Origin of the sequence: Prevotella sp. E13-17 (assembly GCF_022024035.1) — a bacterium.
Taxonomy (GTDB): Bacteria; Bacteroidota; Bacteroidia; order Bacteroidales; family Bacteroidaceae; genus Prevotella.
Genome location: NZ_CP091787.1, coordinates 1,354,424 through 1,375,667, shown reverse-complemented (window position 1 = coordinate 1,375,667; position 21,244 = coordinate 1,354,424). Strand labels below are relative to the sequence as shown.

The 21,244-nt window shown below is 48.0% G+C and carries 14 protein-coding genes; 11 read left to right on the top strand and 3 right to left on the bottom strand.

The features are described 5' to 3' along the window. Nucleotides 1–59: 59 nt before the first annotated feature. The 4 genes from L6472_RS05180 to nifJ all read left to right on the top strand — a co-directional run bounded on the left by L6472_RS05180 (nt 60) and on the right by nifJ (nt 7,745). The gene (locus L6472_RS05180; RefSeq protein WP_370640886.1) at nt 60–2,243 is read left to right on the top strand and encodes a sodium-translocating pyrophosphatase; all 2,184 of its coding nucleotides are present in this window, start codon (nt 60–62) and stop codon (nt 2,241–2,243) included. A 34-nt stretch (nt 2,244–2,277) separates the two neighbouring features. Continuing rightward, nucleotides 2,278–2,694 (top strand): hypothetical protein, encoded by a 417-nt coding sequence (locus tag L6472_RS05175; RefSeq protein ID WP_237807573.1) that lies wholly within the window; start codon nt 2,278–2,280, stop codon nt 2,692–2,694. Nucleotides 2,695–2,934: 240 nt separating this feature from the next. Then, on the top strand, nt 2,935–4,122 hold the full coding sequence (locus L6472_RS05170) for an ATP-binding protein (protein WP_237807572.1): 1,188 nt from the start codon (nt 2,935–2,937) through the stop codon (nt 4,120–4,122). A 44-nt stretch (nt 4,123–4,166) separates the two neighbouring features. Then, entirely contained in the window at nt 4,167–7,745 is a 3,579-nt protein-coding gene (gene nifJ / locus L6472_RS05165) for a pyruvate:ferredoxin (flavodoxin) oxidoreductase (protein WP_237807571.1), read from the top strand. A gap of 188 nt (nt 7,746–7,933) precedes the next feature. On the opposite strand, the gene L6472_RS05160 is transcribed toward nifJ, so the two are convergent. Then, complete coding sequence (locus L6472_RS05160; protein ID WP_237807570.1) at nt 7,934–8,905, bottom strand: hypothetical protein; 972 nt, start codon at nt 8,903–8,905, stop codon at nt 7,934–7,936. A 38-nt stretch (nt 8,906–8,943) separates the two neighbouring features. Next, the gene (locus L6472_RS05155; RefSeq protein WP_237807568.1) at nt 8,944–11,589 is read right to left on the bottom strand and encodes a hypothetical protein; all 2,646 of its coding nucleotides are present in this window, start codon (nt 11,587–11,589) and stop codon (nt 8,944–8,946) included. 418 nt (nt 11,590–12,007) lie between these two features. Here L6472_RS05155 and L6472_RS05150 point away from each other — a divergent pair, with 418 nt between their 5' ends. The 5 genes from L6472_RS05150 to L6472_RS05130 all read left to right on the top strand — a co-directional run bounded on the left by L6472_RS05150 (nt 12,008) and on the right by L6472_RS05130 (nt 17,477). Next, a complete protein-coding gene (locus tag L6472_RS05150; protein WP_237807567.1) occupies nt 12,008–12,295 on the top strand; it encodes a hypothetical protein in 288 nt (95 codons plus the stop codon). Between the two features lie 278 nt (nt 12,296–12,573). Beyond that, on the top strand, nt 12,574–13,239 hold the full coding sequence (locus L6472_RS05145) for a helix-turn-helix domain-containing protein (RefSeq protein ID WP_237807566.1): 666 nt from the start codon (nt 12,574–12,576) through the stop codon (nt 13,237–13,239). 97 nt (nt 13,240–13,336) lie between these two features. After that, complete coding sequence (locus tag L6472_RS05140; RefSeq protein WP_237807565.1) at nt 13,337–15,355, top strand: hypothetical protein; 2,019 nt, start codon at nt 13,337–13,339, stop codon at nt 15,353–15,355. Between the two features lie 238 nt (nt 15,356–15,593). Then, a complete protein-coding gene (locus tag L6472_RS05135) occupies nt 15,594–15,833 on the top strand; it encodes a GlsB/YeaQ/YmgE family stress response membrane protein (RefSeq protein WP_237807564.1) in 240 nt (79 codons plus the stop codon). Between the two features lie 477 nt (nt 15,834–16,310). After that, nucleotides 16,311–17,477, top strand: a complete 1,167-nt coding sequence (locus tag L6472_RS05130) for a transposase (protein ID WP_237807563.1) — start codon at nt 16,311–16,313, stop codon at nt 17,475–17,477. 8 nt (nt 17,478–17,485) lie between these two features. On the opposite strand, the gene L6472_RS05125 is transcribed toward L6472_RS05130, so the two are convergent. Beyond that, nucleotides 17,486–18,310 (bottom strand): hypothetical protein, encoded by an 825-nt coding sequence (locus tag L6472_RS05125; protein WP_237807562.1) that lies wholly within the window; start codon nt 18,308–18,310, stop codon nt 17,486–17,488. Nucleotides 18,311–19,007: 697 nt separating this feature from the next. Between L6472_RS05125 and L6472_RS05120 the strand changes: the two genes are divergently transcribed. Both L6472_RS05120 and L6472_RS05115 read left to right on the top strand, forming a co-directional pair. Beyond that, on the top strand, nt 19,008–19,769 hold the full coding sequence (locus L6472_RS05120) for a DNA alkylation repair protein (protein ID WP_237807561.1): 762 nt from the start codon (nt 19,008–19,010) through the stop codon (nt 19,767–19,769). A 22-nt stretch (nt 19,770–19,791) separates the two neighbouring features. Further along, on the top strand, nt 19,792–20,742 hold the full coding sequence (locus L6472_RS05115) for a D-2-hydroxyacid dehydrogenase (RefSeq protein WP_237807559.1): 951 nt from the start codon (nt 19,792–19,794) through the stop codon (nt 20,740–20,742). Nucleotides 20,743–21,244 lie beyond the last annotated feature (502 nt).

The following is a 21,244-nucleotide window of genomic DNA, read 5'->3' as shown; positions in this document are numbered from 1 at the left end:
ATATTCTCTACATTTGCAATACCTAAACATATTTTATTACCTCTAAATTAATCTATATTATGAACATTCCTTATGCTTTTTGGTTGGTGCCTGCTGCATCTGTTGCTGCACTTGGAATGGCCTACGTCTTCTTTCGGTCGATGATGAAGGCCGACGAAGGTACAGCCCGTATGAAAGAGATTGCCGCCTACGTTCGCGACGGAGCTATGGCTTATCTGAAACAACAGTATAAAGTTGTCACAATTGTCTTCGTCATCCTGGCTCTCATCTTCTCAGTGATGGCCTATGGTTTTGGTGTTCAAAATCCATGGGTACCGTTTGCTTTCCTGACTGGTGGTTTCTTTAGCGGACTGGCAGGCTTCTTCGGTATGAAAACAGCGACCTATGCCTCGGCCCGCACAGCCAATGCAGCCCGCCGAAGCCTGGACGGCGGCCTGAAGATTGCTTTCCGTTCTGGCGCCGTGATGGGACTCACAGTAGTAGGATTGGGACTGCTCGACATTGCTATCTGGTTTCTCATACTGAACACCTTCGACCCTGAAGGGCTCATCTCCATCACCACCACCATGCTGACCTTCGGCATGGGAGCCTCTACACAGGCGCTGTTTGCACGCGTGGGAGGCGGCATCTATACGAAGGCTGCCGATGTGGGGGCCGACATCGTGGGCAAAGTGGAAGCCGACATTCCCGAAGACGACCCGCGCAATCCTGCCACCATTGCCGACAACGTGGGCGACAATGTGGGCGATGTGGCTGGCATGGGAGCTGACCTCTACGAGTCGTATTGTGGCTCAATTCTCTCCACGGCGGCCCTTGGTGCAGTGGCCTTTGCCGCTTCGGGCGAGATGCAGCTGAAGGCCGTGATAGCTCCCATGCTGATTGCTGCCGTTGGCGTGTTCCTCAGCATCTTAGGCATCTATCTGGTGCGCACCAAAGAAGGTGCCACCATGAAAAACCTGCTTCACTCCCTGTCGCTTGGCACCAATGTTTCAGCCCTACTGATTGCCATTGCCACTTTCGGCATTCTATACCTGTTGCAGATTGACAACTGGCTTGGACTTTCATTCTCTGTTATCACCGGACTTTGTGCTGGTGTCATTATCGGACAAGCCACAGAATATTACACCTCTCACTCCTACAAGCCCACACAGAAGATATCAGAGGCGGGATTGACAGGCTCGGCCACAGTCATCATCAAAGGCATTGGCACGGGCATGATGTCCACATGCATACCTGTTGTCACCATCGGTGTTGCCATCATGCTGAGCTATCTTTGTGCCAATGGTTTTGTTATTGACATGAATGCTGAAGCCCTGTCTCAGGGACTTTACGGTATCGGCATCGCTGCAGTAGGCATGCTTTCCACGCTGGGTATCACGCTGGCCACAGATGCTTATGGTCCAATTGCCGACAATGCCGGTGGTAACGCCGAGATGAGTCAGTTGGGCGAAGACGTACGTCATCGTACGGATGCGCTCGATGCGCTGGGCAACACCACAGCAGCCACAGGCAAGGGATTTGCCATTGGTTCGGCTGCGCTCACGGCTTTGGCTCTTCTGGCATCATATATAGAAGAGGTGAAGATTGCGATGCATCGTTCAGGCGATCATATCATAAACCTGGCAGGCGACGAGATTGATGCTATTCAGGCCACCATACCCGACTTCATGAATTTCTTCCAGGTGAACCTCATGAATCCACGTGTATTGGTAGGTGCATTTATTGGTGCTATGGCAGCATTCTTATTCTGCGGATTGACAATGGAAGCCGTGGGACGTGCCGCCCAAAAGATGGTGGAAGAGGTGCGCCGACAATTCCGCGACATAAAGGGCATCTTGGAAGGCACGAGCACCCCCAACTACGGTTCGTGTGTGGAGATTTCAACACGCGCAGCTCAGCATGAGATGATTATTCCCTCGCTGCTGGCCATCGCCATCCCCATCATAGTGGGCATCGTGCTTGGCATTGCCGGCGTGATGGGACTACTGGTTGGCGGACTGGCAGGCGGCTTCACGCTGGCGGTGTTTATGGCCAATGCCGGTGGTGCCTGGGACAATGCCAAGAAGATGGTAGAGGAAGGCAACTTCGGAGGAAAGGGTTCGTTTGCTCACAAGGCTACCATCGTAGGCGATACCGTGGGCGACCCCTTCAAGGACACCTCTGGTCCGTCGCTCAACATCCTCATCAAACTCATGTCGATGGTCAGCATCGTGATGGCAGGACTTACAGTCGTATTCTCTTAACTTTTATTTATTCATAAAAACAACAAAACAAGTAATGAAAAAGATTTTAAGCATTTTCACGTTCCTGCTTTGTGCAGCAGTACCCACAACCACGTTCACAAGCTGTGACGAGGATGACATCAAGACCATCATCGACATCGTCGATATGATTTTCTTCCAGAACTCCAACGATCTGGCTGGTACAGCCTGGCAGTCGCCTGACAAGTCTTTCGCTCTGGTCTTCGAAGCTGATGGTTCTGGCGCACTCTACATTTACAGCACAGAAGAAACTACCAAGTTCACTTATGCTATCACAACAAGCGGAAACGCCAATGTGCTTACCCTGACCTATGGAGACAGCTCTCAGGAGCAATTCACCGTTAGCGGATACGAGGAAGGAAAATCACTTTCGCTCACCGATGCTAAAGGCAGCACCGTTACCTATTCTTATATAGACTTGAGCGAGAACTAAAATCTCGAAAAATGCCCCGCTTTGGCGGTACTAAACAGGTACTTTAGCGGTACCAAACAGGTACTTTAGCGGTACCAAACAACAGGTTTCCCGTAACTATTCCTTAGGGGGGATAGCAGCGAGAGACCTGTTTTTTAACTGCAAAAATTGTTTAACGAGGTATTTTTTTGTAATCTCGGCTTTGCAAATTAAATAATTATTTGTATCTTTGCCCGCGTTTTGAAACAATAACTGTTTGGAATGGAAGCTTTCTTTAGAACACATAAGTACTTGGTTGAGCATGTCAATGCGCCAGTTCGTCGCACGCTGATGGACGAGATTAACTGGAACGATCGCATGATTGGCATTAAGGGTACACGTGGTATTGGCAAAACTACATTCCTGCTCCAATACGCCAAGGAACACTTTGATGTGCAAGACCGCCAATGTCTGTACATCAACATGAACAATTTCTACTTTCAAGGACGAGGCATAGCCGACTTCGCTGGCGACTTCTACTATCACGGTGGTCGCGTGTTGCTGATAGATCAGGTCTTCAAACAAGACAACTGGTCGCAAGAACTGCGCAAGTGCTATGACATGTATCCCGGTCTGAAGATTGTGTTTACCGGCAGTAGCGTAATGCGCCTGAAGGACGAAAACCCCGAACTGAACGGCATTGTGAAGTCGTATAACCTGCGTGGTTTCTCGTTTCGCGAATTCATCAACCTACTGACGGGCAACGACTTCCGCCCATATACGCTCGAAGAGATACTGAGTGATCACGAGCGCATCATCAAACAGATACTTCCAAAGGTTTCTCCCAACCGCTATTTCAACGACTATATCCACCACGGGTTTTATCCTTTCTTCCAGGAACAACGCAACTATTCCGAAAACCTGCTGAAGACCATGAACATGATGACCGAGGTAGATATTCTGCTCATCAAGCAGATAGAACTGAAATACCTGACCAAAATCAAAAAACTGTTCTACCAGCTGGCCGAAGAGGGACCTAAGGCTCCAAACGTGTCGAAGCTGGCTCAGGATATCGAAACCAGTCGTGCCACCGTGATGAACTACATCAAGTATCTCACCGACGCACGTCTGCTGAACATGATTTACCCCATCGGCGAGGACTTCCCCAAAAAGCCTTCTAAGGTGATGCTTCACAATTCCAACCTGCTCTATGCCATCTACCCCATTCATGTAGATAAGCAAGATGCCATGGAGACCTTCTTTGTGAACTCGCTCTGGAAGGATCACAAAGTGAATCAAAGCACACGCGACAACTTCTACCTTATCGACGAGAAGTTGAAGTTTAAAGTATGCAACGCCGAGACAACCAGCAAGATGAGATATACCCCCGACACAATATACGCTAGATACAATACTGAAATAGGAAAGGACAACCAAATCCCGCTATGGTTGCTGGGATTCCTCTACTAGACAGCAAAAAAGTATATCATTATTTTATATTCTATTCTAAACAAATGGCTAAAGAAAAGAAGTTTATCACCTGTGATGGTAACGAGGCTGCAGCTCACGTGAGCTACATGTTCTCGGAGGTAGCAGCAATCTACCCCATCACCCCGTCTTCGCCAATGGCGGAGCATGTTGACGAGTGGGCTGCCCGTGGTCGTAAGAACCTGTGGGGCCAGAACGTCTCAGTTCAGGAAATGCAGTCAGAGGCTGGTGCTGCCGGTGCCGTTCACGGTTCGCTGCAGGCTGGTGCTCTCACCACTACATTCACCGCATCTCAGGGCTTGCTCCTGATGATTCCAAACATGTACAAGATTGCCGGTGAGCTGATTCCTTGCGTATTCGACGTATCTGCCCGTACGCTGGCTTCACACTCTCTGTGTATCTTCGGCGACCACCAAGACGTGATGGCTTGCCGCCAGACAGGTTTCGCAATGTTCTGCTCTGGTTCTGTACAGGAGGTGATGGACCTGACAGCTGTTCCTCACTTGGCAACACTTGAGACCTGCGTTCCTTTCGTTAACTTCTTCGACGGTTTCCGCACTTCTCATGAGTATCACAAGATTGAGATGATGGACCAGGAGGATATCCGTCCACTCGTCAAGGAGGAGTTCATTAAGCGTTTCCGCGATCGTGCCATGAGCCCTGAGCGCCCTGTTACACGTGGTACCGCTGAGAACCCCGAGACCTTCTTCACACACCGCGAGGCCAGCAATCCTTACTACGATGCAGTACCTGAGGTAGTAGAGAAGTACCTGGGCGAGATTTCAAAGATCACCGGCCGTGAGTATCACCTGTTCTCATACTACGGAGCCGAGGATGCCGACCGCATGATTATCCTGATGGGTTCTGCTACTGATGCTGCCCGCGAGGCTATCGACTACCTGAACGCAAACGGTCAGAAGGTTGGTATGATCTCTGTTCACCTGTATCGTCCATTCTCAGTTAAGCACCTGCTGGCTGCTGTTCCTAAGACAGTTAAGAAGATTGCCGTTCTGGACCGCACTAAGGAGCCAGGCGCTAACGGCGAGCCTCTATACCTCGACGTGAAGGATGCCTTCTACGATGTTCAGGATCGTCCTGTTATCGTTGGTGGCCGCTACGGTCTTGGTAGCCGCGACACCACACCTGCTCAGATCATCAGCGTGTTCAACAACCTCGCTATGCCCGAGCCAAAGAACCACTTCACCGTTGGTATCGTTGACGACGTTACCTTCACTTCTCTGCCCGAGGTTGAGGAGATTGCACTCGGTGGAAAGGGCATGTTCCAGGCTAAGTTCTACGGTCTGGGTGCCGATGGTACCGTAGGTGCTAACAAGAACTCAGTTAAGATTATTGGTGACAACACCGACAAGTACTGCCAGGCTTACTTCTCTTACGACTCTAAGAAGTCGGGAGGTTTCACCTGCTCTCACCTGCGTTTCGGTGACACACCTATCCGCTCTACCTATCTAGTAACCACACCTAACTTCGTGGCTTGCCACGTACAGGCTTACCTGCACATGTACGACGTGACCCGCGGTCTGCAGAAGAACGGTCAGTTCCTGCTGAACACCATCTTCGACGCCGACGAGCTCGAGAAGTTCATGCCTAACAAGGTAAAGCGCTACTTCGCACAGAACAACATTACTGTTTATACCATCAACGCTACTAAGATTGCACAGGAGATTGGTCTGGGCAACCGTACCAACACTATCCTGCAGAGTGCATTCTTCCGTATCACCGGCGTGATTCCCGTAGAGCTCGCTGTTGAGAAGATGAAGGCTGCTGCCCTGAAGTCTTACGGCGCTAAGGGTCAGGACGTTGTTGATAAGAACTATGCCGCTATCGATCGTGGTGGTGAGTATCAGCAGCTGACTGTTAAGCCTGAGTGGGCTAACCTGCCTGATGATGAGGTTAAGGCCGACGACGCTCCCGCATTCGTTAAGGAGCTGGTTCGTCCTATCAACGCTCAGGCCGGCGACCTGCTGAAGGTTTCTGACTTCGTGAAGCACAACACCGTTGACGGTTCTTGGGAGGTTGGTACAGCCGCTTACGAGAAGCGCGGTGTAGAGGCCTTCGTTCCTGTATGGAACAAGGACAACTGTATCCAGTGTAACCAGTGTGCTTACATCTGTCCTCACGCTGCTATCCGTCCATTCGTTCTCGACGACGAGGAGCTGAAGGGCTTCGCCGCAGCTGCCGACACTCTCGAGATGAAGGCACCTGCTGCCATGAAGGGCATGCACTTCCGCATCGAGACCTCTGTACTCGACTGTCTGGGTTGCGGTAACTGTGCTGATATCTGCCCAGGCAATCCTAAGACTGGTAAGGCTCTTACCATGGCTCCATTCAATCCTGATGCAGCCGATATGGTTCAGGAGGCTAAGAACTGGGAGTACCTGGTTAAGAACGTTAAGAGCAAGCAGAACCTCGTTGACATCAAGAGTAACGTTAAGAACTCACAGTTCGCTCAGCCTCTGTTCGAGTTCTCTGGCGCATGCTCTGGTTGCGGTGAGACTCCATACGTGAAGCTGATCTCTCAGCTGTTCGGTGACCGTCAGATGATTGCCAACGCTACTGGATGTTCTTCTATCTACTCAGCTTCTATTCCTTCTACACCTTACACTAAGAACGAGAAGGGTCAGGGTCCTGTATTCAACAACTCTCTGTTCGAGGACTTCTGCGAGTTCGGTCTGGGTATGGCTCTTGGTAACAAGAAGATGAAGGAGCGCGTGGCTAAGCTGCTTGCTGAGGCTTGCGAGAAGTGCGACGTAACTCCTGAGTACAAGGCTCTGGCCGAGGAGTGGATTGCCAACAAGGATGATGCCGACAAGACCAAGGAGATTGCTCCAAAGTTGCGCGCAGAGATTGCTGCTTGCGCCGCTAAGGGTTGCGAGATTTGCAAGGAGCTGAAGACTCTGGATCACTACCTCGTGAAGCGTTCACAGTGGATCATCGGTGGTGACGGTGCTTCTTACGATATCGGCTACGGCGGTCTCGACCACGTCATCGCTTCTGGTGAAGATGTAAATATCCTCGTGCTCGATACTGAGGTATATTCTAACACCGGCGGTCAGGCTTCTAAGGCTACTCCTCTTGGTGCTATCGCTCAGTTCGCTGCTCAGGGTAAGCGCATCCGCAAGAAGGATCTGGGTATGATCGCCACTACCTACGGTTATGTATATGTAGCCCAGATTGCTATGGGTGCTGACCACGCTCAGACCCTGAAGGCTATCCGCGAGGCTGAGGCTTGGCACGGACCTTCTATCATCATCGCTTACGCTCCATGTATCAACCACGGCTTGAAGGCCAAGGGCGGTATGGGTAAGAGCCAGGCCGAGGAGAAGAAGGCTGTCGAGTGTGGTTACTGGCACCTGTGGCGCTACAACCCCGCTCTGGCTGATGAAGGCAAGAACCCATTCTCACTCGACTCTAAGGAGCCTAACTGGGCTAACTTCCACGACTTCCTGCTCGGTGAGGTTCGCTACCTGTCGGTTAAGAAGGCTTATCCTAACGAGGCCGAAGAGCTCTTCGCCGAGGCACAGCGTATGGCTCAGCTCCGCTACAAGAGCTACGTCCGCAAGACACAGGAGAACTGGGAGGATTAGTGAGCGTAATGCCAAGCTTGCTTGAGCATTACCGAACGTACGAGCAGTCATGACGTAGTCATAACTGGGAAGACTAAGAAAAAGTGTGGTCAGCAGTTTCCCCTGCTGACTACCTTCCATACAAAGAGCGACGCACCCACATCGGATGCGCCGCTCTTCTTTTATTTATTGTTAGCTATAGAGTCCTTTTAGAATTCCCAGAGCGTCTCCTCCTTTTTTTCAGCTTTTCCAGCATTCGGATTGCGGGCAGCCTCCATGTCGGCAACAGCCTTTTTCACTTCGTCGTTGGTATAGTATATAAACGAGCGAGTGACTTTCAGGTTTGTACGTCCCGTGCCGGCACTTACCTTCATCGTTGTCCAGTTGCCAAAGAGGTCGCGCTCATAGGTACACATGTATGAAGACACATCAGGCTTACCCATTTTCTTGCCGGTATCCCAGTCATAGTCATACATCCTTTGAGCTATGCTGACAGGCATCGTCGAGGTAGGACCATATTTATAGGATATCTCATAGAAGAAGCACATGTCGTCGCCACCCCAGTCCACAAACGATTTCTCCACGATTCGGCCTTGCTGGTCGTAGGAGTAATTCTGCGTAGGGAGCTGCTCGTCAACCCACTTCTGGCACACCACCATATTGTCCTTCACGTCGAAGGTCATTCCGTCACTCTTCCTTCTAATCTGGCTCAATTTGCCGTTTGTGTAATAGATGTAGAGATACTCCATAGCGTCGATGAATGAGCTCACCAGTTGTCCTTTGCTGTCATAGCTATACTTAACCTTGATATCACCCTCCTTATTGGTGATATACTGCAGGTGCCACTTCTTGTCGTAGTGATAGGTGTACGCCGTGCCATTGCCCGTGTCGATGCTCTTGATGAGTCCGTTGGCATAGAACTCGCTCACAATTTCCAACGAGCCCACATCCACGGCGTTAGTACGAGCCACCACCTTCTTCACGCCAGGCTTAGCCACGAGGTCTTGTCCCATCGCCAGGTCCTGATAGACCGTTTGGTCCCACACGAACTGAATGTCGGAAGTCACCTCGGGCGAACCGATGCCTTGAAACAGATTGTTGTAGTAGATTGGCCAGTTGCATTGGGCCGAGGCAGTCATCGAGGCGACAACTGCAAACATGATAGAAAATAGTTTTTTCATAATCATTTTGGGTTTATTTGTTATGTTATATACGATTGTCAATCATTCACCAGCGTACGATGGTAGGCTCCGTTCCATAACTTATTCTCGCTTATCGGTTCTTCCTTTCCACACTTCTTGCAACGACGCCAGTAGATGCGATAGATGCGACTTGGCTCAGCCCCGAACCTATTCGCGAAATGGCTCGACGGGGTGGCTTGCAGCAGCACGCCCACATGTGAGTCTATCGAGAGCAGGTCCACCATCTTCAGCTCGCCATTCTGATCTACCACGCCTACCTCCACCCTCAGTCTAGCACCTTCGGGAGCCGTTACCAACTTCTCTTCCGGCACCAGTCGTCCCTTACCATCATAGACGGCGATGGTGTCTGCCATATATGCCGTTATCTGCTGCAGCTCGCCTTCAGCACATTTCAGTTTGCCCTCTTTGGCCAGGCGCTTCAGCACCTCTACCGAAGGCAGAGAATACATCACGGGCAGATTCAGCGAGTCGATTGCCAGCTGGTTAAGATGTTGCACCAGTTGACTGACTTCCTGGTAGGTAACATCTGTCAGTCGTGCGCCGTCTTTCGAGTCAATGCCCAGATAGTTCTTGCCCTCATGGAAGGCCAGCCATTGCTGTCTGCTGACAGGTTCTGTGCTCAGGTAAGTACCGTCTTTCATCCTCGTCATGTCCAGTTTGCTGCCCTTCATCTCTATGTTCAGCGAGTCTTCCTTATAATCAAGAACAGGCACCGAGAACGCATGCCACTGTCCCTTTTCGCGGAAGCTCCTCGAATAGTAATACCAGTCGTGGTTGCAAGGCTTGGGCGGTACTGGATAGATGACCTTTGTGCGATGGTCAAGCTCCAGGCGGCGACAAAGCAGATTCTCCACCCCGCACTTGGCACAACTTTCCTTGCTCTCCATCACGTTGTAATAGCAGAGCCACTCCACACCATTGATTACCTCTATCTGGGTCATCTCGTTCACCTTTTCTTCCGGCAAGCATGTCCAAGAATGGGGCGGACATTTAGAATCACCGCCGTCTTTGCCTGTATCGTTGCCTTCTTTACCGCCTTTACCGCCTTTACCGCCTTTACTATCATCTTTATTGTTGTCTTTAGTGTTGTCTTTAGTGTTGTCTTTAGTGTCGTCATTATCGATGTCTGTACCGTTGCTAGGATTGTCAGAAGGTATTATCTCATGCACGCGTTTACGCTCAGTATAGTTGCAACAATCGTTCTGGCACTCCGACAGCACAGAGTAGAATGCAGCCTTTACCAGACTGTCTCCTTGCAGAATATGACAGGTACCTAAACTCTTTCGTGACGTCTCTTTCAAATCATGTCGCTTACAGTAGTTGATATCACGGAGAATCAAGAAGATTCTGTTTCCCAATTTTCTGTTGCACTTCCGACATTCACGATACTCCCAAAACATGTCGTAGTCCTGCCTACAGCCATTTTCCATCGGAACGCTGAGCAACTGATCATCCTTTTCGTAGGTCTTGAAGTATTCATGCTCACATCCCCCTCCTCCTCCTTTCGACTTATTCTTATCCACAGGCAGCTCTATCGACATCCAGCCAGACAAATCATACTCGTTTGGTGTGGCCGATGTCTTTCCGTCGTTACTCAGCGTAATGGTGAAGTAGCCTATCTGCGTATGCTCTTCAGGCGTCGGCTCGCGTTTCTCACGCCACCAGTAGTGCACCGCCTCCCACGATACGAAGAGGCTCAGCGAGTCCAACGAGTTGTGAGGATAGGCCACATAGTTGAACCGGTCTTCCATGAATTGCGGTTCGCCCCATCCTCCTATGTAGCCCGTACCCTTCATATAGTTGAAGAGCAAAGGCTCCGTATGTTCCTCGTCTTTCCACAGCTTGAAGATGATGAAGTGATCTTTTTTCAGATATTTCTCCAGTATCATTTTGTGCACATAGCTCATGTGCAGATACCATCCCGAGCATTGCCACACTGTTTCAGGATCGTTGAAGAAGTAGTTGTATTCGGGGTGTTTCTTCATGTAGAGGTCGGCCTCGCTATCGCCACTCCATTCTATTTTAGCGTTCAGAAACTGCTCCCTGACGTTGAAATGGTATCGTTTCACTTTGTTCCAAAACCAACTCGACTTCCTTGCCACGCCTTTAGGCCACACCGAATTCTCGTCTACAGCAAAATAGAATTCCAGAAAGAAAGGATGAGTGATGTATCCTGTCGCTTCGTCTTTCTTCTCAGGCACCAAGTTCTTAATATCCTCGTCGGAAATGAATATCTCGAAAGGATTAGCGTTCAAACGTGGCACCTCCAGGTATTTGAGCGACTGATTATTTGTATGGAACAGGCCTATCTGTTTTTCATTGCTGTCGTAGCTGTTCACCCATATGCGCAACTTCGAAGATGGGATGTTTCTCTCAGGGAACGAACCAGGAACAAACGCATTCTCTGGGTGTGGCTTCACGTTAAGCACATATCCGCTGCCACCATTCATCAGCGTATTTTTTCCATAGACACAATCAATTTTCGGATTGCATTCAAGGTATTCCTTTCCATCCTCAACATAAGTTATTGTCACATCAAACAGCTCTATTGTCACCGTCGGTTTGATGCTACCCAGCATGTTGAGCGACCACAACATTGTCATCATCGCGACAACAGCATATCGCCATCCACGCCACCATTCTCTCCGTTCTTTCTTCATCATATTGAGTAGATTCGTTAATAGATTTATTCTTACTGTTCCTTATCGGTTAGCAATATACGTCCCTGTATTGTATTAATAGATTTTGCAAAGATAACTATTTATCCAAAAGCATCCAAATATTTTAGGAAAAAAGTGATATTCCTTATATTTTCTCCGTTTATTTTCTTTTTATTTTTTATACCTACGACCCCGAGACGGAGTACGTCAATGTAAATTAGCCATTTCTGTTTCACTTTAATACAAATCTACACTTACAACGAACTACTGTGGGCGTTGGAATGCCTGGTAGAGAGAAGGTAATTTAAGAGCACTTCTGTTCCAGTTCCAGTTGTTCCAATTAAAATTTGAGAGACAAATCCCCTTATTATATATTCATAACTAATTAATATATAGATAGTTATATATAGAAATAGGGATAATGGAACTGCTAAAAATAAAACTGGAACAACTGGAACTGGAACACGAGGTCATATTAACAACCATTTATTTTCATCTAAAAAGCAGATTATCAATGAGATACAAAATTAGTAAAGCGACTGCGCCCGCTATGCCAAACCTCGGCAAAGGCACAGAATGTATTAAAATCCTGCTCTCTCAAGCCTCAAAAGTGATGCGAAAACCCCTTCTTTTGATAACAAATTCATCGATTCTCTCTATTTCACGATGCGAAAGAGAAGAAGGTTTTATAGCAAAAGTGACGCATTAAACATCAAAAGTAGCACTTTACACACCGAAAAGTAATACTTTTCACGAAGAAAAGTTATGCTTATGCAACGTGAAAGCATTGCGTTTATTCAGACGAAAATGATTTGAGGCAAATTTAGCCGCAGAGTTGCAAGCGGATGCCCTCTTGGAATACCTTTGTTCTTTTGCAACGTTTGAAATAGAAGACCGTTAAATCTTGTTACTTTTTATATGTATTGACCACAAGTTGACGGAATAATTTGTAACTTTGACTCCACTATCAAACAATTATTCTCAACGATGAAACAACAATATGCAGTAGTGGTGCTTTTTGCACTGATAATCGCATCGAGCATGGTGAGCCTGACCTGCTATAAAACAACGGAGAAATTGGTGGCAGAAGATTTGAGCCAGGCCTTGGCCAAAGCTTTGAACGAACAACAGTCGGACGTGATCAGTGCAGACACAATACAGATGTTCAATAGTCATCTGCAAATAGAGGGGTTAAGAGGACATGCTGTTTTGGCTGTGGATACCCAAAAAGAATTTCGTCCACGTCCGCAGGTATCAACAGCTACCATACTCTCACTCTCCGACCTGCGTCCATCGGTAGTTATTTGGTCGATGGCTTTGCTGTGGGGATTGCTCTGTCTATATCAACACAGGCGACTGTCAGCATTGGGACTGTATGGTGGCTTGGCTCTGCAAGACGGACGCTTTGTCAATGCGAAAGGAATTGAAGTAAAGCTTACCCCCATGCAACAGCAACTGATGGAAATGCTGTGGCTGTCGCCCTCGCACAAACTGTCGAAGTCGGAGATATGCGATACCCTCTGGCCCAAGAAAGAGGATGCTAGCGAGACACTATACACACTCATCCGACGGCTGAAACCTGTCATAGAAGAACATTCCAATCTCAAAATCGAATCAGACAGAGGTAAGTCATACGGATTGAAAGTCAGATAGATAGCTTTCTATCAGGCAAATGTCAGGCAAATGTCAGACATTATTTGGGGCAAATTATCAGTCTCTTCATAACTTTGCAATCAAAAAAAGCAAGAGTATGAAGAGATTTTTTTTCTTGGGGATGCTGCTGATGGTTTCACTCGCTACATCAGCACAGAAGGAAGTAGAATTACAAGAGGTAACCGTTCATGGGGCCAAAGTAGTACAACGAGTGGACGGGCAGACCATCTATCCCACACGTCAGCAGTTGGAGAGTTCCCCGAATGGCTATTCGCTGTTGTCGAAACTTACGATGCCCCAACTGCGAATTGACCCCGTGATGCATACCATTACAGCCCTCTCCAATCTTGGCAGCGTGCAAGTACGCATTAACGACATCGTTGCCTCGAAAGAAGACTTGCTCGCGCTCGACATGAAAGTCGTACAGCGTATCGACTATATCGACAATCCAGGAGTCAGATATGGTGAGGGCATTGCCTATGTTGTCAACATCATCATAAAGAAACCTGTCAGCGGCTACGACATCGGGGCAGACCTGACGAATACGCTCACAGCCGTGAATGATAATGGAATAGTCTTTGGGAAATTCAACTATGCAAAGAGTGAGTTCGGAGTGAACTACTCGCTGGGCTATCAAAACTTCAAGGGGACAAGACATGAAGAGCAGGCTACATACGAACTGGAGTCAGGGGAGAAACGAAGCATTTTGCGCCAGCAATTGGATGGACAAAACAAGAGTCTCAATCATAACATCCAACTCACCTATAGCCTGAGTGATTCTAACTACGTGTTCCAGTCGAAACTCTCAGCCCGTCGCGACATTCAGCCCCATAGGTCATGGTCTAAGTTTGAGACCTACGAAGACCATTCTTCGTCCCGTACTTCATCGCCTGCACTCGACCTCTATTTCCATAGCGGCTTTAAGCATCATCAGTCACTTACCGCCAATGTCGTAGGAACATATATCAAGACCGAAAACCATGCAGAACATAACGAGGGAGGCCACTATGACTATGACGTAAAGGGAAAAAACTATTCGCTGTGGACAGAAGCCATCTATGAGAATCGTCTGAAGCCCTTCACGCTGTCCCTGGGGGCTCAGTATGGGCAGAAGTATATCAATAATATGTATTCGGGGGATGCCTCTGCCGACAATTCTATGCGTTCGTCAATGCTTTACTTCTTCGGGCAGCTAAAAGGTCGTCTTGGCAAAATGGGCTATATGGGAGGGCTAGGCATAAGCACACGCTACTATCGACAAAAAGAATGGAATAACCGCTTTCTGCTATTTCGTCCTAAACTAACGGTTTCCTATCCACTGGCCAAAAACCTGAAGTTGAAATATGATTTTGAAGTTTCGCAGCACGTCTCACAGATTGCACTTGTCAGTGACGTTTCTGTTAAACAGAATGCAATGGAAACATTGGTTGGAAATCCAAACATCACTCCCAACCATGTGACTTCACACGATCTCCGTCTGACCTACTCCTCACCCCGAATCATGACAGAGTTACAAGGCTACTGGCGACTGAATGCCAACTGCAACATGGAGAAATACACCCGCAGAGACGGACATTTCTATCAGACGCAGACGAATGCCGATAACGAATGTAGCTTTTTCTTCATCCAAAGCTATAACCGTTGGGAGGCTGTGCCAGAGCATCTTTCCATCACCCTCTATGGAGGCATCTACCGCTTCTTCAATTTCACGAACGACTATCGCCATACTTATACGGCATTTAATGGCGGGGCCAGCGTCGAAGCCTATCTGGGCCGATGGACACTTACTACCTACGCAGATAACGGTTGGAACTTCATGGAGGGCGAACATCGGGGACATCAGGCTCCCGCATGGTATCTCACAGCCTCTTATCAGTTGAAAAATATCACCCTATCCCTCTATGCCCAACATCCCTTCTGCGCCCGTCCGCTTGTCAATCAGACGGAGGTGCTTAACCGGTATATCCACAAGGAAGTAACGCAGCATAGTCGTGATTTTGGCAATATGCTGACATTCCATGTTACGTGGCATCTTTCCCGTGGTCGCAAATATCGCAACATTCAGCGTAGCATGAATCACCGAGATACAGAAACAGGAATTCTGCAAAGTAAGTGAGAAGAATTCTCCTTGGAAGAGTCAAGTGGCCAAGCCGAGCAGACATTAAGACGCTATGCGAGTTCTTTGCAAGCAAAGCTGCGTAGCTATAGAAGTTATAAACGGGCGAAGGATTACCAATGAGTATGGAGTCTTCTAACAAAAAAATCCAATAAAAACATGGTGTTTCAAAAGATTTACGCTATCTTTGTCTGCGTAAAGAAATCAATTAAGAAAAAAAATAAAGAATAATAGAGTTATGGGACTCATTGGATCAATCATTATTGGATGTCTGGCAGGCTTCTGTGCAGGCAAGTTGATGAAAGGTGGCAGTTTTGGATTTATCATGAATTCAGTGTTAGGCCTCTTTGGAGGTCTAGTCGGCGGTTGGCTCTTCGAGCAACTCGGCATCACGTGGGGTGGCATCCTGGGACAACTGGGCACAGCCATCATTGGTGCCGTAGCCATCCTCTGGGTTGCCTCGCTCATCAAGAAATAAATGTTCACAAATGGTGCTTGCGAAAGAACTATTCCCATGCAAGCACCTTTTTAGCTAAATCACACATCAGCTTAACGACCTATCTACTCAGCCTAAATTTCTTATAAAATGAGGGTTGCCTATAACAAATCAAAGGAGCATCCGTTTGGGTGCTCCTTTCTTTTTGATGCGGCAGACCATGCAACTAACTTCACGAGAATCATTTTGCAATAATATATTCATTTTCTTGTAAATAATCATCCAAAAAGCTAAAGAATAACGATTATTTTATTTAACTTTGCAACCGCAAACTCACGCCGAGCCAACAACGAATAATGTCGGAGCGGCCATCAAGAGTAAGCACTACATTTTGGAAATGCGTCGCTGACGCTTTGTTTTTGGCGATTCGAAACTACCACAATCTGTATCTCAATATAACCATATTTTCCGTTCAATTTGATCAGATTCTGGTAAATTTTGGTTACCTTTGTCTGTGAAATGATGACATCTGCTTATCGTCCACGAAATCCTGGACATGACTACTATGGTCGCGGCACTTACCTTATAACACTGGTGGTGAGTGGACGCGAAAGGGTCCTATCTTTTTTTTCTGATAACAAAGACGGAGAGAACTTAACGAACCGCAAAACACTTGTGCTCACCCATCTTGGAGAAGTGGTGGCAAATACATGGCTGCGGACACCTGAGGCGCAGGCGGTACATGGTAATCGGGTGAGGGTGCATGCCTACGTATGTATGCCCGACCATTTTCATGGAGTTATTGAAGTACTGGAACCGATGGCGTGGAGCTTGGGTGATATCATTCAAGCGTTTAAGTCCGTCTGCACCAGTCATTGGCAGCGGCAGCAGGGATTGGCGGCATCGGTAGATCGGTCGATATCGGTCGATCTGAAGGAAGAAGGGATGCCAGCATGGCTGCGCGAGAAGGCTCAGCGGTACGCCAACGAAGGAGCGTTGATAAGGAACCTATCCAAGAAGCAACGGCAGGAATATTATGCACTGGTTGGGAGGAGCCAACAGCCACTTTTCGATGACAACTACGATGATACTGTATGCTTGGATGAACGGCACCGCAAGGCTATGATTGCCTATGTCAACGACAATCCTCGAAGAGCAATTCTGCGAAGACTATTGCCAGAGTATATGCGCCGCTGCCTGCACGTAAGGATAGGCAATCGCAGTTATGGCGCTTTCGGAAATCTATTTCTGTTGCGCTGGGCTAGGAAAATCCAGGTGCAATGTCATCGGAAGCATCCCATTACCGGACAGCCATACGAAGAAACAGTCGACTACACCAATGAGCGGCGACAGTGGGAAACTGCTATAATGGAGGGATGTACGGTTATCGTGACGCCTGGCATCTCAGCTGGTGAACGACTGATGAAGAACGAATGCTTGGACAAAGGTTTTCCGCTGATACACCTACAGAAAGAGCCTATTGACTTTTTCTGGAAACCTGAGCGACAGCGCTTTGATGCCTGTGCCACAGGTGCACTACTGATATTGGCTCCATGGGAGCTAGACCAAATGGGGGATGTCGCAGGCGTTCCATCAGACAGCGACTACAGCCGTTTTCACAACATGAATACGTTGGCCGCAGAGATATGCTCTTTCGATGGTGAAGCAAAAATTATGATGCGTTAACAACAGCATCACCGCGTTTTCGATACGAACTGATGAGCGATGTGGCTCAATGGGGTTGTGCCATCGGTCACGCGCTCCAGAATCATCCAGTCGGTGCGATAGTCTATATGCTCTTCTACAGCGATGCGATCTTTAGAAAGCCATTTCACTTGGCGGGTCATATTGCCGCACTTATAAGACTTCTTTCCGTTGTAATAGATTTTATCAACAACTCCGCCATTTTGGATTAGCATCGTCAGGTACTTGGGTGCAAAGACGAAAAAGCTGTTAAAATACTTACTCTTATCGTATTGTTCATGCAACTTGAGAAGTTCTCTCTTCACATCACGCAGTTCGTCCACATAGCCGATAAAGCGCCATGTGCCTGTCAGGGGATTGCTTGCATCCACATCTGATGCGCCGGTAATTGCATCGAAAAACACCTTGCTCTTCTCTGTATACTTTCCCGATTCGTACTTCTCTATGCACCAGTCGTTATTAGGGAAATGGATGTGGTGGGTATAGGTGCTCCACCATTTCAGTTTGAACTGCTTATCGTTACTGTCGTAGATAAGTGGACTCTTATCACCTTCCGATGTTGGCTGCTCTCCAGTATAGTTGAACACTCGATGGTCGTTGTTGGAGATGCTGAAGAATGCAGCTCGCTCCGATACCATGAGCGTCACACTGTCTGTGCAGATTTTGTACTGTTCGAATGGAGCTTTCACCTCACCCATCTTACCCGTCAGGGTTGTCATCTTGTAGATACCGCGTGGATTCTCCATCTGTGCGTTTACAACCATTGGCAGTGAAATGAATGCTACTGCCACCAGCATTTTTTGAGATTTGTTCATTGCATTTGCATTTATGGTTAATAGAAAGGGCATAGGGTGCCCATAAAGATGTTGATTATTTCTTGGTGCAAATATACAAAAGTTTGGGGAATCATATACCATCCACCCCCCCAAAAAAATAAAAATGCTCTTTGTTTCCCCACCTTATTATATAAAAGACCGCTGTTCGAGGTATCTAGAGCATGCGCTAGTAGCAATAGTTCGTACAATATATTCCATCTAACAATATTTGCTATAATACCTAATACACAAAAGACCGACGCAGGAAGTCATTTCTAGAGTCTAGGAAGTGCCATTCTAAAGTCTAAAACTGCTGGTTTTAAAGTCTAGAAATGCCACATCTAAAGTCTAGAACCAAAACAATAGTTTCTATTCCAGCCCCTGGAAAGGCCACTTCTAGCCCCTAGATGAGCCGCTTCTAGGGGCTAGAGCAACCTTTTCCAGGGGCTAGACGTGACTATTCTAGGGGCTAGATGGGCATCAAAAGTAATGCTTTGACAGAACAAAACTAAAGCTACTACAAGACGAAAGCGCAACTTTTGCAGCGCAAAACTACCTTTTTCCATCATACTAAAAAGTCTCCTGAGGGTTGTTCCTTTATGAGATGTCATCTATAGATTAAAAGAAGAAAACAAACGAGTTCGCTTTGTTCTTCACTCGTTTATTCGTAAATTTGCACCCGAAGAAACGATAGGAGATGACTGCAAAAGAGATTATACTATATATGGAATCGCTGCGCGACGAGGAGCAGCGACAGGTACTGATGCGCTTTTTCAAGACAGCACCCGGAGAATATGGCTATGGTGATGAGTTCCTGGGTATCAAGGTGCCAAAGACTCGAGAGGTGGTTAAGATGGCTGCAAAAGACACGCCACTTAGCGAGATTCCCCAATTGCTGATGTGCCGGTGGCACGAGGTGCGACTCTGTGGATTGTTGATTCTCGTCTGGCATTTCGAACGGCTGACATCCAAACGACTCGTAAACGACACCGTGGCTATCAGAAAACGCAAGGAGATACTGGAGCTTTATTTAAGGTATGCCGAACAGGCCAACAACTGGGACTTGGTTGATTTGTCGGCCCCCAAGATATTGGGAGCATGGATTGCCTACCCCGCCCTTGCGCAAGAAGAGGAGAACCAAAAGAAAGAGGTGCTCGACGAATTAGCATCGAGCACCAATCTTTGGAAACAGCGTATGAGCATTGTCTGTACCTGGAAGACCTCACAGATGGGCGATGCCTCGTGGTGTCTGCGCTATGCAGAGATACACCTGCACCACCCGCACGACCTGATGCACAAAGCCGTAGGTTGGATGCTGCGCGAGATGGGCAAGCGGGTGTCAATGGATCTCTTGCGCGATTTCCTCCGACTGCATGCCCAAGAAATGCCACGCACCACGCTGCGCTATGCCATCGAAAAGATGAACGATACTGAACGGAAATATTGGATGCAACAATAAACACAAAAATAGAAAAAGAAAAATGAAGATAATCATTCTTGACGGATATGCAGCCAACCCAGGCGATTTGTCGTGGGAGGGCTTACGAGAGTTGGGTGACGTGACGATCTATGACCGCACAAAACCTGAAGAAACGGTGGAAAGAGCTGGCGATGCAGAGGTACTGCTGACCAACAAGGTGGTACTTGGCCGCAAAGAGATAGAACAGTTGCCCAACTTACGCTATATCGGTGTGCTGGCAACAGGCTATAACGTGGTTGACACACAGGCTGCCCACGAACGCGGCATTGTTGTGACCAACATTCCTGCCTACAGCACAGAGAGCGTTGCACAGATGGTGTTTGCCCACCTGTTGACGGTGACCAACCGGACGGAACATTATGCCATACAGAACCGTCAGGGCCGCTGGAGCCAGAATCCAGATTTCTGCTACTGGGACGCCCCGCTGATGGAGCTTGCCGGCAAGACATTTGGCATCGTGGGATTGGGCAATATTGGCAGCAGAGTAGCACAGATAGCTCAGGCCTTCGGCATGCAGGTGAAAGCGCTCACCAGCAAAGCCGCTGATACGCTGCCCGCAGGCATCCTGAAAGCAGATCTCAACGAACTGCTCGCCACATCTGACGTTCTCTCCTTGCATTGTCCACTGACTGCCAACAATCGTCACTTCATCAATGCCAAGACCCTTGCCCTGATGAAGCCAACGGCTATCGTCATCAACACGGGGCGTGGTCCCCTGGTCAATGACGCTGATGTAGCCGAGGCTCTCGCAGCTGGACGCCTTGCCGCCTATTGTGCCGACGTGCTCACCGACGAGCCCCCACATGCAGACAATCCCCTACTCTGTCAGCCCCATGCCTATCTGACGCCCCACATCGCCTGGGCTACCCGCGAGGCGCGTCGTCGCCTGCTTGACATAGCCACCGACAATGTTCGGGCATTCGTCGAGGGGCATCCGCAAAACGTGGTGTAAGAATATGACTTCATTATTGCAGTAATCACCGCAGTCCATAAGCATAAAAAAATGAATATATCAGCAATTTATTTGCGATGATATATTCATTTTTTTAAAATATTCATCCAAAAGCTAAGGAATAACAATTATTTTATTTATCTTTGCAACAGCTAACTCATGTCGAGCCAACAATTGATATCGTTGGAGCGGCAACAAAGAGGAAGCACTACATTTTGGAAAATGCGTCGCTGACGCTTTGTTTTTGGCTACCTTGAACCTAGGAAATTCAAACGTACAGTTCAAAGACTTAGCAGATGTTGGTGCTACGGGTTGGTATATACCATCCCCGTGGGCGTGCTGAGGACTAACCATGTCCTCGCGCACGCTTCATGGATGTATTGTATATATAACAAACGCGTGGGTATCACTCTGTCTCGTTTACTGTACAGGTTTTCCTAGGACCTAAGGTGGCGAACGAGCAGAAGCCAGATACCCCGCTTTTTCTTTTTGTAGTATTTAT